The organism is Streptomyces sp. R41 (assembly GCF_041053055.1).
GTDB lineage: Bacteria > Actinomycetota > Actinomycetes > Streptomycetales > Streptomycetaceae > Streptomyces.
Genome location: NZ_CP163443.1, coordinates 3,142,205 through 3,160,235, shown reverse-complemented (window position 1 = coordinate 3,160,235; position 18,031 = coordinate 3,142,205). Strand labels below are relative to the sequence as shown.

Sequence of the window (18,031 nt, the reverse complement as noted above, 5' to 3'; positions counted from 1 at the left end):
GGCTGGTCGGGACGGGTAGGGGCGGAGGGGGCGAGAAACTCAAGGTCACGCCCCGAGTACCTTCGCCTCGACCGCCGGGTCCAGCCCCACTGTCGGCCGATCGGGACGCTGGGGCGCAACCCCGCCGAGGCTCTGGAGCCAGTCCCACGTGTCGGCGACGGTCTCGAAGACGGGCCGGCACCGGAGCCCGGCCCCGACCGCCCGGGAGACATCCGCCGTGTGAAGGGCGTCATGGAGGTCACTCCCGGGCGGCACCCACACCGGCAACTGTGTCCACGGCTCGATCCCGGCGCCGAGCACGACGTCGGGTTCGGTCCACCGGAGCTCCACCTGGGCCCCAGTGGCCCGAACGCACGCGTCGAGGAGACCACCCGTCGTCGTATGCCCCCGCGGACTCACGAGGTTGTACGCTCCGCCCAGCCCCGCCTCCACGGCCCCGAGAACCCACTCGGCGAGGTCACGGACATCGACGTACTGGAGCGGCAGATCACGCGGCCCGGGCGCGAGAACGGGACCACCCCGCGCGATCCGGTTCAGCCACCACGGCAGCCGCCCGATGTTCTCGTACGGCCCGAGGATCAACCCGGACCGCACCAGCAGCGACCCCTTGGCGCCGAAGGCGTCGAGCGCCGCCAGCTCCCCGCCGCGCTTGTCCCGCGCGTAGTCGGTCTGCTCCGCATCAGCGACCGCCCCCTCCACGAGGGGCGCGTCCTCGGCGTACCCGGCGGGCGGCGCCCACGCGTACACGGAGCAGCTCGACACGTACACGTAGCGAGAAACCCGGCCGGCCAGCAGCCGCGCCGTGTCCCGGACGGCCCGCGGCGCCGCCGACCAGGTGTCGACGACGACATCCCACTCACCTTCGGCAAGCGCCGCGAGCCCGTCGGGCGCGGTGCGGTCACCGTGCAACGACCGCACCCCACTGGGGGGTTCGTGCCGCCCGCGGTGGAAGACGGTCACGTCCCAGCCGCGGCCGAGCGCCGCCTCCGCGACAGCCCGCCCCACGAACTCCGTACCGCCCAGCATCAGAAGTCTCCGTGTCATACGACGACTCTGCACGGGCACCCCACCGGACGGAACCGCAATCTGCTGACAGAAGATCCGCCGCGAGGGGCTCTCAGCCGTGGCGCACGGTCAACGCCCCATCGACGGCGCGTACTTGTACCCGACGCGCCGCACGGTCTGGATCGCCTGCCGGTGCTGTGCCCCGAGCTTGCGCCGCAGCCGCGCCACGTGGACGTCGACGGTCCGCCCGTCGCCCACGTGCCCGTAGCCCCACACCGTGGTGACCAGCTGGTCGCGGGTGTGCACCCGGTTCGGGTGTGCGACGAGATGCGCGAGCAGCTCGAACTCCAGGTAGGTGAGGTCGAGCGGCCGGCCGTCCACCTCGGCGGTGCGCTGCACGGCGTCGACGCGGACGAGCGGGTCGTCACCGGCGGCGGCCGCCGCCGGCTCGGGCCGGTCCGGCACGGCGACCGGCAGCACGGGCTGCTGGTCGGCCGGTACGAGGACCAGGTAGCCGATCATCGGCGGCTGCCCCGGCAGTACGGGCAGGGCGTGCTGGGGAGCGGGCAGCCAGGTGGCGCCCGGCGGCAGGAAGTCGGCGACGTCGACCACCTCGTCCCGGTCGACGGCACGGAGTCGATGCCGGGACGGTGAGGAGGACGGGGTAGGAGCGGTCGCGACGGAGGAGAAGGAACGAGTGGTCGCCATGAGAGGTCAGCTCTTTCGCGCGAGAAGTTCGTCGGGAGGGTCGACGACCGCGAGTTCGTGGTCGGGGCCGTCGAGGACGTACGTCGTGCGCGCTGGCCGAAGGCCGGGGTGTACGGCTTTAGAGGGCCGGCGCGTTCATCGCGCGGCAACACACCCGGTCGAAGTCGTGGTGCTGACGGGAAGGCCAGAAGGGCTCGAGGTCATGGCGACCCGTCGCGGTGTACTTCTGAAAGCTGGCCATGACCCCATTGAAGCAGAAGCCGGAGCCGGGCAGGAGACTCCTCTCACGGGTCGGACGCTTCCTTGGCGTGAACTTGGCGTTGCGCACCTCACCCCACCAGTCGTTTGTGCCAGGTCAGCGAGGTGACCTCGATCGCCTTGTCCGGATTCCCGTCCCACTCCGTGGACAGCCCGGCGGTGGTGAGCGCGGTGACGATCTCGTGTCCGACGGCCGTCGTGGTCTGGGCCGATTCGTCGAACCCGCCGTAGTGGAGGGCGAGTCCGTACCCGTCGGCGGCGTGCTCCGTGACCTGCTGGTGGAAGAAGACGAAACCGCGCGCGTCCTCCCGTTCCGCGCCTATCTCCGCCAGGCCGCACCCGCGGCAGCAGGTGAAGTTCTCCCGGGCTGTGATGCCGCTCGCCTCCAGCGTCTCGAAGGCGCGCGTGAGCCGCTCCGGATCGGTGACGCCCTCCCAGGTCTCCTGTTCGGCCAGCCGGTCCAGCCACAACCGGTCCACCAGCCGCGACGCCTGAGCGCGCGACACCGGCCGGTCGTCGCCGTCGACCAGATGGTCCTCGGCGATCTCGGCCAGCACCTTCCGGCTGTCGTAGCCGCAGCGCAGCCGCGTCCGCACGCGCTCCTCGACCTTCTGCCGCACCTCGTCCGGCAGCTCCGGAACGTCCTCCCGGGGCCCGAGGCCGACCGGCTCCCACGCGACGCCCGCGCCCCAGCCGGCCTCCTGCAGCGCCCAGCCCGTCAGGAGGTCCGCCACCCGGCCGGGGTCCGTGAGGTTCGTACCGAAGAACTCGTCCTCGCCGGACCGGTGCTCCAGCCGGTAGTCCCCGCCCTCCTCGTGCCACACCTGCGCGAACACGTCGGGAAGATCCGGTATCCGCTGCACGACCAGATAGTGGTCGTCCTCGCCCCCGATCCGGCGCACCAGCTCGCGCAGCTGCTCCGCCGAAATCCGCGCGTGCGTCTGCCAGTTCTCCGTCTCGACCTTGATGGCGAGGGACTCGTCGATCTCCATGGGCACACCATGGCACGCGCCACTGACAACGCGAGAGGGCGCCCACCGCGACGGTGGACGCCCCTCACTCAAGCAGGACGGATCAGACCTGGCCGGCCTTCTCCAGGGCGGTGCAGCAGGTGTCGACGAGCAGACGCGTCACCACGTACGGGTCGACGTTGGCGTTGGGGCGACGGTCCTCGATGTAGCCCTTGCCGTCCTTCTCGACCTGCCACGGGATACGGACCGAGGCGCCGCGGTTGGAGACGCCGTAGGAGTACTCGTTCCACGGGGCGGTCTCGTGCAGACCGGTCAGACGGTCGTCGATACCCGCGCCGTAGTTCTTGACGTGGTCCATCGGCTTGGAGCCCTCGCCCAGCGACTCGCACGCGGTGATGATCGCGTCGTAGCCCTCGCGCATCGCCTTGGTGGAGAAGTTGGTGTGCGCGCCCGCGCCGTTCCAGTCGCCCTTGACCGGCTTCGGGTCGAGGGTCGCGGAGACCTTGAAGTCCTCGGCGGTGCGGTAGAGCAGCCAGCGGGCCACCCACAGCTGGTCGGAGACCTCCAGCGGCGCCAGCGGGCCGACCTGGAACTCCCACTGGCCGGGCATGACCTCGGCGTTGATGCCGGAGATGCCCAGACCCGCCTTGAGGCAGTTCTCCAGGTGGGCCTCGACGACGTCACGGCCGAAGATCTCGTCGGAGCCGACGCCGCAGTAGTAGCCACCCTGCGCGGCCGGGAAGCCACCGACGGGGAAGCCGAGCGGGCGGTCGCCCTCGAAGAAGGTGTACTCCTGCTCGATGCCGAAGATCGGCTCCTGCGTGGCGAACTTCTCCGCGACCTCGGCCAGCGCGGCACGCGTGTTGGACTCGTGCGGCGTCATGTCGATGTTCAGGACCTCGCACATGACGAGCACGTCGTCGCCGCCGCGGATCGGGTCCGGGAAGGTGGCGACCGGCTTGAGTACGCGGTCGGAGGCGTGACCCTCGGCCTGGTTCGTGGAGGACCCGTCGAAGCCCCAGATCGGCAGCTCGGCACCCTTGGCGTCGTCGGCCAGTATCTTCGTCTTCGAACGGAGCTTGGCCGTCGGCTCGGTGCCGTCGATCCAGATGTACTCAGCCTTGAAGGTCACGGGCCACATCCTTCGGGGTGGGTCTTCAGTCGCACTTGCGGGTGCTGCGGCGCTGCGGCACTGGGGCGCCGCTGGGGATGCCCGGCAGCCTGTCAACAGGCGATTTCCCGATCATTGCCCGAATGTGAACCCCGTGTTACCTGGGCTGTGTGTGCCCGTTCTCACTCACCCGTTCCCAACGGGAGTGTTTGCGCGAGAGCGTTCGCGACCGCGATCGGCGGCCGGGCCGATCCCGTTGGTCCCGCTGCTTCGCCGAGCGACGGCTCGTATGCGATGAGAGTGAGCGCGATACGGGCGAATTCTCACGCGTCGGCCCTGTTGCTCCCGGCGGGGAGCGACAGGGCCGACGAGGGTGTACCGGACTGCCGGCTGTCACCCCACCTTCTCGATACGGGCCTTGCGGATCAGGAACTTGCCGGGCTCCCGGACCTGTTCGAACGCCGCGTTGTTCAGCAGGACGCAGCTGCCGGAGACCGAGGTGACCTCCACGGTCGTGGACTTGTTGTTGTCCAGGTTCGTGACCTTGAGTTTCGTCCCGGCCGGGAACTGGTTGCTGGACGCCGCCGGGGCGCCGCCCTCACCGGAGAGCGTGACGGTCGAACCAGCACAGACCTGCTGGCCGGTGGCAGCGCCGCCACCGGCGTTGTCCGCGGGTGCGCTCTGCGCGGGCGCGGACTGCGCCGGAGCCGACGCCGCCGGAGCCGACTGCGCGGGCTGCGTGCCGGCCTGGGAGTCCTGAGCCGACTCCCCGACCGTGCAGCCCGACGCCTCCTGCTGGACCTTGATCTGTGCGATGACGGCCTCGCGGTTGGCGATCCGGGCCGCCGACTGCGCGTCGGGCTTGGCCCGTTGGCCGTCGATGAACTTCTGGTTGTTGCCGAGCGCGGTGGCAAGGCCCTTGCAGACCGTCGAGCTCTGCGCGTTCTGCACCGACGCCGCGTTCGAGGTGGCGGCCAGGGCGAAGGCCCCGCCTCCGGCCACGGCCGCGGCGCTGACCAGCAGTGCGAGCTTCTTCTTGGTGCTGAGAGTTCTCCTACGCGACATGCGCGCCTCCTGGGTGAGGGGGAGCGGTACGTCGCTATGTACGAGATACCGAACGGGGTTACTCAATAGTTACAGGAGTCACTGAAGTAAGGTAGGTCACACGGGAGTTGCCGACTCCGGTCGGGGACTCCGGGGCTTCCGGTGCGCCTAACGGGCCAATGCGTCCCGTACCGCCTCATCCGTGCGCGCCACGACCGCCGTCCCGTCGTCCGCGGTGACGATCGGCCGCTGGATGAGCTTGGGGTGCTCGGACAGTGCCGTGATCCACCGGTCCCGCGAACCGGCGTCCCGGGCCCACTCCTTGAGCCCCAGCTCCTTGGCGACGGCTTCCTGGGTCCGTGTGATGTCCCACGGTTCGAGTCCGAGGCGATCGAGTACGCCGCGGATCTCGTCCTCGGTCGGTACGTCCTCCAGGTAGCGGCGCACCGTGTAGTCGGCGCCCTCCGCGTCGAGCAGGCTCAGGGCGCTGCGGCACTTCGAACAGGCGGGGTTGATCCAGATCTCCATGCCGCACACGTTACGTGAGACACCCTCTTCTGCTGGTGTCACGGCACCCCCAAAGCCCTTGTGGCCAGCGGCTTTTGTCAGTGGTCGGCAGTAGAATAGAAGCAGTGTTCGAGGGTGCCGCCGGGGGGTCCGGACGGGGCCCTGACCGCGACAGGAGGATGCCTGTGCCCGCTGCCGCACTGAAGCCGCTGCCGACTCAGTCCACGTCCAAGAGGGCGGTCCTGTTGGACCTGCCGTACGAGCCCGTGGAGAAGCGCCCGCTGCCGCCGGGGCGTCCCCGCGAGTGGTATGTCACGCACAATCGCCGGCTCAAGGCGCTGCGCCTTGCGATCGCTCTGCTCGACTCCGGTGTCTACATGCCGAACCAGGCTCGCAACGAGAAGATACGCAGCACCGCGGAACTCATCGGCGTCCACCCGCCGTCGGACACCACGTGCCACATGGTGCGGGCGTTGATGAGGTACTCGCGCTGAGCGGGTGGGGGCGGGGCGCCAGGGCGGTGTTTCGCCCCCTCCGCCCCTACCCGTCCCGTACCAGCCTTTCGGCTGCGGGTGGTGGGGGCTTGCCGCGCAGTTCCCCGCGCCCCTTACGGGGCGCTCCTGGGCCCCCAGGTACGGGTCGGGCAGGGGCGGAGGGGGCGGGAAAACTCACCCCGACGACAGCTCCCGTTCCAGTGGTGTCCGGAAGCGTGGGGTCACCCGGGTCGTCCCCAGCCACGCCTGCAGACGCGCTGCCTCCTCGGAGATGGCGTCGCGGGCGTCCCGCCCGAGTCCCTCCGGGTCCAGCAGCCGCCAGACCACCTCACCGTCGCCCCGCTGAGCCCACCCCCCGACCACCCGCCCGTCCCACCAGACCGTCGGCCCGACATTCCCGCTGCCGTCGAAGAGGACGGGCCGCAGCGACGGCGTGAGGTACCAGTCGCGCTCCTGCCACCCCATGGCCGTCGGATCGAGCCCGGGCAGCAGCGCGGCCCAGGGGGAGGAGGGGCCGGCGACCGGTTCGAGATCGCCGTCCGTCACGTACCCGGTGACCCCGTCGTCGAGCGACACGGCCACCGCCCCGACAGAGGCCAGCGCCCGCCGAACCTCCGTCACCTTCCATCCCGTCCACCACTTCAGATCCGCCTCCGTGGCAGGCCCGCACGCCGCGAGCCAACGCCGCAGCATCTCGGACTGCGCCTCGGCGGCTGGCAGTTCGGGATGCGGCGGGGCGACCGCCCAGCGGAACTGGCTGGACGTCCACGACCCCATCGGCCGCCCGCGCACCACCCGGCCCTCGACGCCGAGGACCCGCATCAGGCGGGACGACACGGTTTGCGGACTCTCGTAGCTCTTGCCCGCGCCGTAGGTGAACTGTTCCTTCAACCGCGGTTCGTCCCGGGTGAGTTCGTTCACCGTGGCCTGCCCGCGCCGGGCCAGCGCGGCGAGCGCGGACGCCTCGACCTGCGCCAGCCACTCCTCGGTCAGCCGCCCGTCGCTGCCGGTGGCCATGTCCTTGATCAGCCCGGCCCGGGCCTTCGCGGCGATGGCGAGCCCGGTCGAGGCGTGCACCACGGCGGCCAGTTCGGTGGGGAACACGAAAACGGTGTGCCGCATGCCGTGCATCCTGACGAGGGTCCGGACCTCGTACAGCGCCCGGTCCACCTCCGCCACCGTCTTCCCGGCATCCGCCAGCCGCGCGCCCACCGCCAGGTACACCGTCGCCGGATCGGTGCCGTGCAGCGCGACCAGCGAATCCGCGACCTCCTCGGGACGCGCCGCCCGCGCGGCGACCGCGAGCCGCTGCCGCAGCGCGAGCCGGGCCCGCCGCTCCGCCACCCCGATGCGCCGCAGCTTCCCGCCCACTCCGCCTCCAGCCGCTCCCACGATGTCCAGTGCTCCTCATCCTCTCGAATACTCGACCAGTAGCGGGCGCCAGTCACCCATTCGCCGTACCCGGCATGCGTACGCCCTGCTCACAGCGTTGACTGAGACCGAGCGGATTCCGGAGGAGAACGAACGAGGAGCACGTCGGGAGACCCCATGCAGAGGCACGGCAGGCACGGCATACGAGGGCTGATCCTGGCGGCGGCCGCGACGACGGCCCTGGCCGCGCCCCTGACCGGCTGCTCGGACGACAACACCCCAGCGAGCACCGCCTCCAAAGCCGCGTCCGCCGCGTCCGCGGCCGGCGAAGCGCTGGCCTCCGCGACCGCCGAGGCCGGCCGGAAGTTCGACCAGTTCAAGAACGGCGTGAACGCCAAGGGCGATGTGAATCTCGACAGCCACGTCACCACCGACTCCAGCGGGCGCTCCACCGCCAAGGTGACCGTCACCAACTCCGCCTCCTCCGAGAAGTCGTACGCCGTCCAGGTCGACTTCCGCGACAAGGACGGCAACCTCCTCGACACGGTCGTCGTCACGGTGAGCGACGTCGCGGCGGGCGCCTCCAAGGACGCCACCGCCCGCAGCACCCGTACCCTCTCCGGCGACGTCACCGCCGACGTCGCCCGAGCCGTGCGGAACTGACGGCCGTGGTCCAGAACGGCACCGCCGTCACCCCGGCGGACCGCGCCGCCCAGGGCAAGGCGGCCCGCAAACGCGCCCCCCGTTCCTCGCACGCCGGGTGGATCCCCGCCGCCGAGCGCCCCGACCCCGTCGCCGTGCTGGAACGGCAGGGCAAGGACCGGCTCCAGGAGCTGCTGCCGATCCGGTACGGGCGGATGACGGCGTCGCCGTTCGCGTTCCTGCGCGGCGCCGCCGCCGTCATGGCCGCCGACCTGGCGGCCCAGCCGCACACCGGACTCATGGTGCAGCTCTGCGGCGACGCGCACCTGCTGAACTTCGGCCTGTACGCCTCTCCGGAACGCACCCTGCTCTTCGACCTCAAGGACTTCGACGAGACATTTCCCGGCCCCTTCGAGTGGGACGTCAAACGGCTCGCGGCGAGCGTCGCGGTCGCGGCCCGCGAGAACGGGCACCCCGAGGAACAGGTCCGCCGTGCGGCGCAGGCCGCGGCGGGCGCGTACCGCACGGCCATACGGCGGCTCGCCGGGCAGGGCGAGCTGGCCGTCTGGCATGAGCGCATCGACGCCGATCAGCTGCTCCCACTGATCCGCTCCGCCCGCCGTCGCAAGCAGGCCGAGTCGAACCTCACCCGCGCGCGCCGCCGCACCAGCCTGCACACGCTGGGCAAACTCACCGAGACCGTCGACGGACGCCTCCGCATCGTCCACGACCCACCCCTGCTGGAACCGGCCGGAGCCCCCGACACGGCCTCGCTCCGCAAGATCTTCAGCGACTACCGCTCCACGCTCTCCGAGGAGCGCCGCCTCCTCCTCGACCGCTACCGCTTCGTCGACGCCGCCCGCAAGGTCGTCGGCGTCGGCAGCGTCGGCACCCGCTGCTTCGTCGTGCTGCTCGCCGGACGGGACACGGACGACCGGCTGTTCCTGCAGATCAAGGAGGCGGGAAAGCCCGTACTCGAAGACCATCTGCCCAGCGGCCCGTACGTCCATCAGGGCCATCGCGTCGTCGCCGGTCAGCGGCTGCTGCAGGCGGCGAGCGACATCTTCCTGGGCTGGATGACCGGGCCGGAGGGGCGGGCGTTCTACTGGCGTCAGCTGCGCGACATGAAGGGCTCCGCGGATGTCGGCGGCATGAGCCCCCGCCGGCTCCAGAACTACGCGGGCCTGTGCGGCACCGCGCTGGCCCGCGCCCATGCCCGCTCCGGCGACCGCGTCGCGATCGCCGGGTACCTCGGCGGCGCCGACACCTTCGACCGCGCCGTCGCGGACTTCGCGCTGCGCTACGCGGACCAGAACCTCGCCGACCACGCGGCACTGGGCGCGGCCGTGGTGGCGGGAGTGGTCCCGGCGGCACCGGGCGTCTGACCGTGGCCGTCCGCCGTACCCGTACAGCTCCAGCAGTCCCGCCACATACGCGCCGAGCCGTCCGCTGAGCACCTCCGGTGTCAGATCCGTGCGTCCCAGCTCGCGCCAGGGCACGGCGACCTTCTCGGCGTCGGGGGAGTAGGCCAGCGCGTCCAGCAGCCGCCAGTACAAGTGGTCGGCGCCGTCGGCCAGTTGGCGTCCGCCATGTGCCTCGTACCGCTCACGGAAGCCCAGCCCGTACGTCTCCCCGTACAGCAGCGCGAGGGCCGTGGAGCAGTGGGCGACGTCGAGGTCGGCAGGGCCCCAGGAGGTCTCCACCCAGTCGACGACCCCGCTGATGCGCAGGGTGTCGCCCGCGCCGGTGAACAGCACGTTCCCGGGGTGGAAGTCCCGGTGCAGGAAACACCCTTCGTACGAGGGCGGATCGCGCCGGATCACGTCGACCGCCCGGTCCCACGGCGCACCCGCGGGCGTACGGACGCGCTCGGGAGACGTCCACGGCTGGTAGGGGCGCGGACGCTCGGCGGGAACCACCTCGTGGATGCGGACGAGTTGACGCGCCAGCAGGTCGAGGCGTCGCTCCAGATCCTCCTCGTCGAGCCGGACCGTGCCCGGCAGCGAGGACATCAACAGCGTGGGGTGGTCGCAGTGTTCGGCGGTGGCGTCGACGGCGTACAGCTCGGGCGCGGGCACTGCGTCGTGGCCGGCGAGCAGGGTGAGGACGGACGCCTCACGGGTCAGCAGCCCCGGCGCGTGCCGCCGGTAGAAGGGCTTGACGAAGGACCGCTGGACCAGGCCGGTGCCGTCGTCGAGGGTGAGCCGGCGCATCTGGGAGCTCCAGCCGCCGCGCAGGGGCGTGGACTCCCGTACGGTCCGGCCGTCCGGAAGCCGCTTGGCCACCCAGGCCCGGGTCGCCGTCCACCCCTGGTCGCCGAGCCCGGTGAGGACGAGGTCCACGAACCGCTGCCGGTCCTCGGGGTGGTCGCGGAACCAGAGGCCCAGCATGTGCTCGGCGTCGGGCAGTTCGAAGCGTGTGAACTGGGCGTCGGTGGCGAGCGCGTCCGTCACGGCCTCGGTCACCGCGGGCGGGATCACCGTGTCCGTGCCCGGCACGGCGAGCACCGCGCGCCCCGCGTACGCCCGCAGGATGCCGAGCGCCGGAGCCCGGCGCCAGTTGCCCGGCGTACGGATGATCTCGCTGAAGCGGCTGTCGCCGTCGCCGAACGGTACCGGCCATGCCTCGGCGCCGTACACCGCGGGTGCGCACAGCCCGAGCGCCGCCACCCGCTCCCCGTAGTGCCCCGCGAGATCGGCCACCGTCTGGCCGCTCATGCTGAACCCGACGAGGATCAGTGGAGCTTGTGCCGCAGCCGTCGCGTCGATGACGGCGACGGCCTGCTCGAAACGCCGCTGAAGGCTCAACTCCCGCAGCTCGCCCGTGCTTTCGCCGTGCCCGGAGAAGTCGAGGGCGAGGCCCCGGCAGCCGTGCGCGACGAACTCCTCGAGCAGCGGGAGCAGCCGCTCCTTGCTTCCGTTGCCCGCGCCGTGCAGCAGAACGGCGGTGGCCGGCCCTCGATCGCCATCGATGTCGCTACCGCCGCTGACGCAGCTCAGTCGTTCACCGTCGTGGTCGTACGTGAAGGGGGAAAGCACCCCTCATTTACTCACGCCGCCGTACCGGGCGAGGTGGGGGATCGCCTTGTCGTCGGCCGCCTGCTCGAAAATGAGATGCACGCGGAGTGACCGTATCCCTACGCTGGACATGCGTTACGGAGCCGCTCACCACCGCTTTCCGCCGGACAGGCATCACTCGGCGGAGCCAGGGCTACTCTCTACGCACCGACTGGCGGCCGCCCACCCCCAGCGCCCCGTCGGACACATCGGACACCACCCAGTCATCACCCACGCCCACGGAGGCCCGTCATGGGCACCATCATCATTTCCGGGACCGTTGTCCTGGTCGTCTTGGGATTCGGCAATCACATCTGGTGGCTCGCCGCGGTCGCCGTGCTCTTCATGTACATGCAGTATGGGCGCGGCTCGTCCTCGGCGTCCTCGTCGAGCGGCGGATCCCCCTCGGGAGCCCCGTCGGCGGCCACGCCCGCGTCGTACAAGGCATACCGCGACCGCCGTGACCGTCAGGCGAAGTGGGAGCGTCGCTACCGCCGCGAACGCCCCCTGGAGTCCCGCCGCCAGGCACGGGAACAGAGCAAGTAACCTCCGGCCACCGGCTCACAGACCGGGCGCGCCCCAGATCGGGAACCAGCGGCCGAGGTCCTGCTCGATCCGCAGATCGTCGGCAAGTACCGCCTTGATCTGCAGCTCCAGCGCGTTGTCGCGCCGCTGGCCGTCACCGGCCAGCGGCGCGAAGGGATAGAAGGTCCCGCGCTTGTAGAGATAGACGAGCCCGAGCCGCCGCTGCCGCTCGGTGTTCTCGAAGGCGGCCACGGAGCAGAGCAGCTGCGGCCCGAAGCCGCTGCCCTCCAGCGCGCTGTTCACCGCGTGCAGATCGCTCACCAGGGCGGGCAGATCATCGGGCTCCCGCCGTGAGACCAGCCACGAGTACCCGTACTCGTCCCGGGTGAGCTCCACCGGCGGCCCGTGCCGCTCGGCGTCCGCGTCGAGCAGCGCCTGCACCTCCTGGTGCGCCTCGGCGAAGGCCGCGCCCTCGACGGACGCGAAGCACACCGCGCCCGTCCCGGTGGGTGTGAACCCGGCGGCCGCCTGCAGGGTCACGGCCGCCGACGGCAGCCCGAAGAGCTGGTCGAGATCGGGCAGGGCGGCCTTGGTGCGGCCGAGCAGGATGTCCAGGAACCCCATGCAGATGGCCTTTCCGGGGGAGTCAGGTGGCGTTTCCGGGGGTCGCCGCCTCGCCCAGCTCGGCGGAGATGCGGGCCAGTTGTTCGAGCCGCTGCTCCAGACTCGGGTGGGTGGAGAACAGCTTGGAGATGCCCGGCTCGGCACCGAAGGCGGGGGTGAAGTAAAAGGCGTTGAACGCCTGCGCCGTCCGCAGATCCTTGGTCGGAATCCGCCCGATGTCCCCGGTGACCTTGGTCAGCGCGGACGCCAGCGCCGAGGGCCGCCCTGTGAGCAGGGCCGCGGCCCGGTCGGCGGCCAGCTCGCGATACCGGGACAGCGCCCGGATGAGCAGGAAGCTGATCGCGTACACGGCCGCGGAGACACTCATGACGGCCATGAACACGATGGCCGTGTTCTGATCCCTCCGTCCCCCGCCGAAGAGCTGCGAGTAGAAGGCGAACCGCACGATCAGCCCGGCGAGCACTCCGAGGAACGACGCCACGGTGATCACGGCGACATCCTTGTGCGCCACATGCGACAGCTCGTGCGCCAGCACACCTTCGAGCTCATCGGGCTCGAGCCGCCGCAGCAGCCCGGTCGTCACACACAGCACGGCATGATCGGCATTGCGCCCGGTCGCGAACGCGTTCGGCATATCGAGGTCGGACACGGCCACCAGCGGCTTGGGCATGTCAGCGACAGCACACAGCCGGTCGACGACCCCGTGGAGCTGTGGATACTCCTCCCGCTCCACGATCCGACCGTGCATCGCATACAGCGCGATCCGGTCCGAGAACCAGTACTGCGCGCCGAGCAGCCCGGCCGCGATCACGACGACCAGCACCCAGGACTTCAGCAGCACGATCAGCGCGGCGACGAACGCCACGTACAGCAATCCGAGCAGAAACAACGTGACCGTCATCCGCACGGTCAGCTGCCGATCACTCCGGAACCGGCTCTGCATCATGCATCACCCCGCACTCAGGCACTCGTCCCGCCTTCCATTGTGCGCCCGTGCTGCCCCATGAACAGGCCCCGATCGGCCCCACGACGGGCAAAGAACTCCCCTGTCAAGAGCCACTTATTTATGCGGAGCACACCATGGGCGCGCGCCCACCATGGGTACACGGCATGGACACACACCATGGACACACAACGACGGAGCCCCGCCACCACCCGAAGGCGATGACGGGGCTCCGTACCGAAAGCCGCGTGGGCTTACGACGACTTACACGTCGTAGTAGAGCTCGAACTCGTGCGGGTGCGGACGCAGCTGCAGCGGCGCGATCTCGTTCGTGCGCTTGTAGTCGATCCACGTCTCGATCAGGTCGGACGTGAACACGTCGCCCGCGAGCAGGAACTCGTGGTCGGCCTCAAGGCGGTCGAGGACGGCCGGGAGCGAGGTCGGGACCTGCGCGACGCCCGCGTGCTCCTCGGGGGCCAGCTCGTAGAGGTCCTTGTCGATCGGCTCGGCCGGCTCGATCTTGTTCTTGATGCCGTCGAGGCCCGCGAGCAGCAGCGCCGAGAAGGCGAGGTACGGGTTGCCGGAGGAGTCGGGCGCGCGGAACTCGACGCGCTTGGCCTTCGGGTTCGATCCCGTGATCGGGATACGCATGGCCGCGGAGCGGTTGCGCTGCGAGTACACCAGGTTGACCGGGGCCTCGAAGCCGGGGACCAGGCGGTGGTACGAGTTCACCGTCGGGTTCGTGAAGGCCAGCAGCGACGGGGCGTGCTTGAGGATGCCGCCGATGTAGAAGCGGGCGGTGTCCGACAGGCCCGCGTAACCGGCCTCGTCGTAGAACAGCGGGTCGCCGTTGGCCCACAGCGACTGGTGGACGTGCATGCCCGAGCCGTTGTCACCGAAGATCGGCTTCGGCATGAAGGTCGCGGTCTTGCCGTTGCGCCAGGCGACGTTCTTCACGATGTACTTGAAGAGCTGGAGGTCGTCGGCCGCGGCGAGCAGCGTGTTGAACTTGTAGTTGATCTCGGCCTGGCCGGCGGTGCCCACCTCGTGGTGCTGGCGCTCGACCTGGAGGCCGGACTTGGCCAGCTCCAGGGAGATCTCGGCACGAAGGTCGGCGAAGTGGTCGACCGGCGGGGTCGGGAAGTAACCGCCCTTGTAGCGGACCTTGTAACCGCGGTTGTCCTCGAGGGCACCGGTGTTCCAGGCGCCGGCCTCGGAGTCGATGTGGTAGAAGGCCTCGTTCGACTTGGTGTCGAAGCGCACGCTGTCGAACACGTAGAACTCGGCCTCGGGGCCGAAGTACGCGGTGTCGGCGATGCCGGTCGACGCGAGGTAGGCCTCGGCCTTCTTCGCCACGTTGCGCGGGTCACGGGAGTACTGCTCGCCCGTGATCGGGTCGTGGATGAAGAAGTTGATGTTGACCGTCTTGTCGCGGCGGAAGGGGTCGACGCGCGCGGTGGACAGGTCGGCGCGGAGCGCCATGTCGGACTCGTGGATGGCCTGGAAGCCGCGGATCGAGGAGCCGTCGAAGGCCAGCTCCTCGGCCGGGTCGAAGGCCTCCGCCGGAATCGTGAAGTGCTGCATCACGCCCGGCAGGTCGCAGAAGCGGACGTCGACGAACTTGACGTCCTCGTCCGCGATGAACTTCTTGGCCTCGTCGGCGTTCTGGAACATCCAGCTCCTCCTACTCCCGCCCACTAGGACCGGGGTGGTAGTTCGTTCGTGCGGCCAGTGCGGTGGCACACGCTGGAGCCGACCATAGGGACGGGGGATTTCTCAAGCGTGACCCATTTGTTTCGCCCAAGTTAACCGACCCGGGCGGGTCCGGCCCCTCCTGTCCGCATGCCAAAACGGGCGCAGTACCGTGGACGGGTGGACAACAGGCAAGCAATCGGATCGTGGCTCTCCGGACCCCGCGCGGCCGCGGAGGAAGCCGGTGTCGACTTCGGATACCGGGGCGAGCAGCTCGGTCTGCCGGAGCACGGACCGGGCTCGATCGCCCGCCCGGGGCGCCGGTTCGGCGCCCTCGCCGTCGACTGGGCCCTGTGCCTGTTGATCGCATACGGGCTGCTCACGGATAGCTATACCCGGGCGGCCCAGGTCTGGGCGCCGCTCATTCTCTTCGTGCTGATCATCCTCACGGTCGGCTCGCTCGGCTTCACCCCCGGGAAGCGGCTCTTCGGCCTGCGGGTGGTGTCCCTGGACACCGGTCGCGTCAACCCGCTGCGCGCCGTGCTGCGCACGGTCCTGCTGTTCCTCGCCCTGCCGCCCCTGATCTGGGACCGCGACGGCCGCGGCCTGCACGACCGTGCCGCAGGCACGGTCGAGGTCCGCATCTAGGCGTCTGTACGACGAAGGGGGCGCCCGGAGAGATCCGGGCGCCCCCTTTCGCGTAGGAGGGATTGTCAGCGGGTCTTCGGCCCGCCGCGCGGCATCCGCATGCCCTTCGGCATCGGACCCTTGGGAAGCGGCATGTTGCTCATCAGGTCGCCCATCGCACGCAGCCGGTCGTTGGTCGCGGTGACCTGCGGGCCGGTGAGGACGCGCGGCAGCTTGAGCATCGTCGTGCGGAGCTTCTTGAGCTCCACCTGGCCCTCGCCGGAGCCCACGAGAATGTCGTGCACCGGAACGTCCGAGACGATCCGCGCCATCTTCTTCTTCTCGGCGGCCAGCAGGCTCTTCACCCGGTTCGGGTTGCCCTCGGCGACCAGCACGATGCCGGCCTTGCCGACGGCCCGGTGCACCACGTCCTGGCTTCGGTTCATCGCCACCGCGGGGGTCGTGGTCCAGCCTCGGCCGACGTTGTCGAGAACGGCCGCGGCCGCGCCCGGCTGTCCCTCCATCTGCCCGAAGGCGGCTCGCTCAGCCCTGCGCCCGAAGACGATCGCCGTCGCGAGGAAGGCGAGCAGAAGGCCGAGAATGCCGAGATAGACCGGGTGGCCGATCAAGAAGCCGATCGCGAGGAAGACACCGAGGGTGAGAATTCCGACAGCCGCGAGTACAAGACCGATCTTGGAGTCGGCCTTGCGGGTCATCTTGTACGTCAGGGCGATCTGCTTGAGTCGCCCGGGTTCGGCAGCGGCGTCCGCTGCGGTTTCCTTCCTCGCCATGCCACGAAGTCTACGTGGCCCGGGAGGCGCCGACGACGGCAGTACCGGGGGAGCGGCCCGCGGTACCGGGGGGAGCGGCGCTCACGAACGCGTCGCGACGGCTTCCAGTACGCGCTGCGCCTCGACCCTGTCCTTGGCACGGCGGCGGTCCTCCAGGACGGAGGTCCAGGCATTGCGGCGGGCGGTGCGCTGGCCGCTGCTCATGAGCAGCGACTCGACGGCACGGAGTGCATCGGTGAACGACGGGATGGCGGTGGCGCGTACGGGCGCGGCCTGCATGATGGAGGTCCCCCCTCGGGATCGGCGGCTCTGGTTGGGGTTATACGTGGCGTAAGACCAGGGTCACTGATTGGTGTTACCAGGGCGTGACCGACCGGTCAAACACCAATGAAACCTTGATGTGGCGGGCGCGCACCTTGACGTGCTCCAAACGGCGTCCCCATCTGCGGGGACGGCCGGGGCCGAGGCGAACGGTCCGGAGTGAAGGGGGAGTTGCTTGTGCGCCGATTCACACAAAAGCGGTGGCACTCAGTGCCACCGCTTTCGTTGTACGGCGTGTCGGATCGCCTGGACCGTACGAGGTCGTACGACGTCTCGGACCGGTCGTACGTCGTCTCAGACGGCCTGCGAGGCGATGTACGCGCCGCGCTTCTCGACGGCCATCTGGTACAGCCGGCCGGCGCGGTACGAGGAACGGACCAGCGGGCCGGACATGACGCCGGAGAAGCCGATCTCCTCGGCCTCCTCCTTCAGCTCCACGAACTCCTGCGGCTTCACCCAGCGCTCCACGGGGTGGTGGCGCACGGAGGGGCGCAGGTACTGCGTGATCGTGATGAGCTCGCAGCCCGCCTCGTGCAGCTGCTGGAGCGCCTCGCTGATCTCCTCGCGGGTCTCGCCCATGCCGAGGATCAGGTTCGACTTCGTGACCAGACCGTAGTCCCGGGCCTCGGTGATGACCTTGAGCGAGCGCTCGTAGCGGAAGCCGGGGCGGATGCGCTTGAAGATCCGCGGGACCGTCTCGACGTTGTGCGCGAAAACCTCGGGGCGCGAGGAGAACACCTCGGCGAGCTGGTCGGGCTCCGCGTTGAAGTCGGGGGCGAGCAGCTCGACCTTCGTGCGGCCGGCCTCGCGGTTCGCGGTCTGGGCGTGGATCTGGCGGACCGTCTCCGCGTACAGCCAGGCGCCGCCGTCCTCCAGGTCGTCGCGGGCGACGCCGGTGATGGTGGCGTAGTTGAGGTCCATGGTGACCACGGACTCACCCACACGCCGCGGCTCGTCACGGTCCAGTGCCTCGGGCTTGCCGGTGTCGATCTGGCAGAAGTCGCAGCGCCTCGTGCACTGGTCTCCGCCGATCAGGAACGTGGCCTCGCGGTCTTCCCAGCACTCGTAGATGTTGGGGCAGCCCGCCTCCTGGCAGACCGTGTGCAGGCCCTCGCTCTTCACGAGGCTCTGCATCTTCGTGTACTCGGGGCCCATTTTCGCCCGGGTCTTGATCCACTCGGGCTTGCGCTCGATGGGGGTCTGGCTGTTCCGGACCTCCAGGCGCAGCATCTTGCGTCCGTCGGGTGCGACTGCGGACACATCGGCTCCCTGTAGCTTCGATTCTTCGGCGTACACCAGGGTACGCCCGTGCGGTTCTCGGTCCCCGGGGTGGGCAACCTT

General features: G+C 70.0%; 18 protein-coding genes and 1 pseudogene. 5 read left to right on the top strand and 14 right to left on the bottom strand.

Annotated features, from left to right (window positions below):
* Positions 1–45: 45 nt before the first annotated feature.
* The 6 genes from AB5J53_RS14780 to AB5J53_RS14755 form a co-directional block, all read right to left on the bottom strand.
* Positions 46–1,026: an SDR family oxidoreductase gene (locus AB5J53_RS14780; RefSeq protein WP_369252233.1), complete on the bottom strand. Its 981-nt coding sequence runs from the start codon at positions 1,024–1,026 to the stop codon at positions 46–48.
* Between the two features lie 108 nt (positions 1,027–1,134).
* On the bottom strand, positions 1,135–1,713 hold the full coding sequence (locus AB5J53_RS14775; protein ID WP_369246101.1) for a winged helix-turn-helix domain-containing protein: 579 nt from the start codon (positions 1,711–1,713) through the stop codon (positions 1,135–1,137).
* Between the two features lie 329 nt (positions 1,714–2,042).
* Positions 2,043–2,963, bottom strand: coding sequence for a hypothetical protein (locus tag AB5J53_RS14770; protein WP_369246100.1), 921 nt, complete (start codon positions 2,961–2,963; stop codon positions 2,043–2,045).
* Between the two features lie 82 nt (positions 2,964–3,045).
* Positions 3,046–4,074: a glutamine synthetase gene (glnII, locus tag AB5J53_RS14765; RefSeq protein WP_369246099.1), complete on the bottom strand. Its 1,029-nt coding sequence runs from the start codon at positions 4,072–4,074 to the stop codon at positions 3,046–3,048.
* 372 nt (positions 4,075–4,446) lie between these two features.
* Positions 4,447–5,118 (bottom strand): hypothetical protein, encoded by a 672-nt coding sequence (locus tag AB5J53_RS14760; protein ID WP_369246098.1) that lies wholly within the window; start codon positions 5,116–5,118, stop codon positions 4,447–4,449.
* Positions 5,119–5,265: 147 nt separating this feature from the next.
* Positions 5,266–5,625, bottom strand: coding sequence for an arsenate reductase family protein (locus AB5J53_RS14755; protein WP_369246097.1), 360 nt, complete (start codon positions 5,623–5,625; stop codon positions 5,266–5,268).
* Between the two features lie 164 nt (positions 5,626–5,789).
* Between AB5J53_RS14755 and AB5J53_RS14750 the strand changes: the two genes are divergently transcribed.
* The gene (locus tag AB5J53_RS14750) at positions 5,790–6,098 is read left to right on the top strand and encodes a hypothetical protein (RefSeq protein WP_369246096.1); all 309 of its coding nucleotides are present in this window, start codon (positions 5,790–5,792) and stop codon (positions 6,096–6,098) included.
* A gap of 174 nt (positions 6,099–6,272) precedes the next feature.
* Here the strand turns inward: AB5J53_RS14750 and AB5J53_RS14745 are convergent, their stop codons facing one another.
* A complete protein-coding gene (locus tag AB5J53_RS14745) occupies positions 6,273–7,490 on the bottom strand; it encodes a winged helix DNA-binding domain-containing protein (RefSeq protein ID WP_369246095.1) in 1,218 nt (405 codons plus the stop codon).
* A gap of 156 nt (positions 7,491–7,646) precedes the next feature.
* Here AB5J53_RS14745 and AB5J53_RS14740 point away from each other — a divergent pair, with 156 nt between their 5' ends.
* A complete protein-coding gene (locus tag AB5J53_RS14740) occupies positions 7,647–8,132 on the top strand; it encodes an FxLYD domain-containing protein (RefSeq protein ID WP_369246094.1) in 486 nt (161 codons plus the stop codon).
* 5 nt (positions 8,133–8,137) lie between these two features.
* A complete protein-coding gene (locus AB5J53_RS14735) occupies positions 8,138–9,496 on the top strand; it encodes a DUF2252 domain-containing protein (protein ID WP_369246093.1) in 1,359 nt (452 codons plus the stop codon).
* Between the two features lie 18 nt (positions 9,497–9,514).
* Here the strand turns inward: AB5J53_RS14735 and AB5J53_RS14730 are convergent.
* A pseudogene (locus tag AB5J53_RS14730) lies at positions 9,515–11,149 on the bottom strand (alpha/beta fold hydrolase); the annotation flags it as partial.
* A gap of 270 nt (positions 11,150–11,419) precedes the next feature.
* Here AB5J53_RS14730 and AB5J53_RS14725 point away from each other — a divergent pair.
* Complete coding sequence (locus tag AB5J53_RS14725) at positions 11,420–11,713, top strand: hypothetical protein (RefSeq protein ID WP_369246092.1); 294 nt, start codon at positions 11,420–11,422, stop codon at positions 11,711–11,713.
* A 15-nt stretch (positions 11,714–11,728) separates the two neighbouring features.
* Here the strand turns inward: AB5J53_RS14725 and AB5J53_RS14720 are convergent, their stop codons facing one another.
* The 3 genes from AB5J53_RS14720 to glnA form a co-directional block, all read right to left on the bottom strand.
* Positions 11,729–12,316: a hypothetical protein gene (locus tag AB5J53_RS14720; protein ID WP_369246091.1), complete on the bottom strand. Its 588-nt coding sequence runs from the start codon at positions 12,314–12,316 to the stop codon at positions 11,729–11,731.
* 22 nt (positions 12,317–12,338) lie between these two features.
* A complete protein-coding gene (htpX, locus tag AB5J53_RS14715) occupies positions 12,339–13,259 on the bottom strand; it encodes a zinc metalloprotease HtpX (RefSeq protein WP_369252231.1) in 921 nt (306 codons plus the stop codon).
* Between the two features lie 264 nt (positions 13,260–13,523).
* Positions 13,524–14,933, bottom strand: a complete 1,410-nt coding sequence (glnA, locus tag AB5J53_RS14710; protein WP_369246090.1) for a type I glutamate--ammonia ligase — start codon at positions 14,931–14,933, stop codon at positions 13,524–13,526.
* Positions 14,934–15,131: 198 nt separating this feature from the next.
* Between glnA and AB5J53_RS14705 the strand changes: the two genes are divergently transcribed.
* Positions 15,132–15,599, top strand: a complete 468-nt coding sequence (locus AB5J53_RS14705) for an RDD family protein (RefSeq protein ID WP_369246089.1) — start codon at positions 15,132–15,134, stop codon at positions 15,597–15,599.
* 65 nt (positions 15,600–15,664) lie between these two features.
* Here AB5J53_RS14705 and AB5J53_RS14700 read toward each other — a convergent pair whose 3' ends face one another.
* From AB5J53_RS14700 to lipA, 3 genes are all read right to left on the bottom strand, one after another.
* Positions 15,665–16,369, bottom strand: a complete 705-nt coding sequence (locus tag AB5J53_RS14700) for a DUF4191 domain-containing protein (RefSeq protein ID WP_369246088.1) — start codon at positions 16,367–16,369, stop codon at positions 15,665–15,667.
* An 81-nt stretch (positions 16,370–16,450) separates the two neighbouring features.
* Complete coding sequence (locus AB5J53_RS14695) at positions 16,451–16,648, bottom strand: hypothetical protein (RefSeq protein ID WP_189190500.1); 198 nt, start codon at positions 16,646–16,648, stop codon at positions 16,451–16,453.
* A gap of 336 nt (positions 16,649–16,984) precedes the next feature.
* Positions 16,985–17,950: a lipoyl synthase gene (gene lipA / locus AB5J53_RS14690; RefSeq protein WP_369246087.1), complete on the bottom strand. Its 966-nt coding sequence runs from the start codon at positions 17,948–17,950 to the stop codon at positions 16,985–16,987.
* Positions 17,951–18,031: the final 81 nt, after the last annotated feature.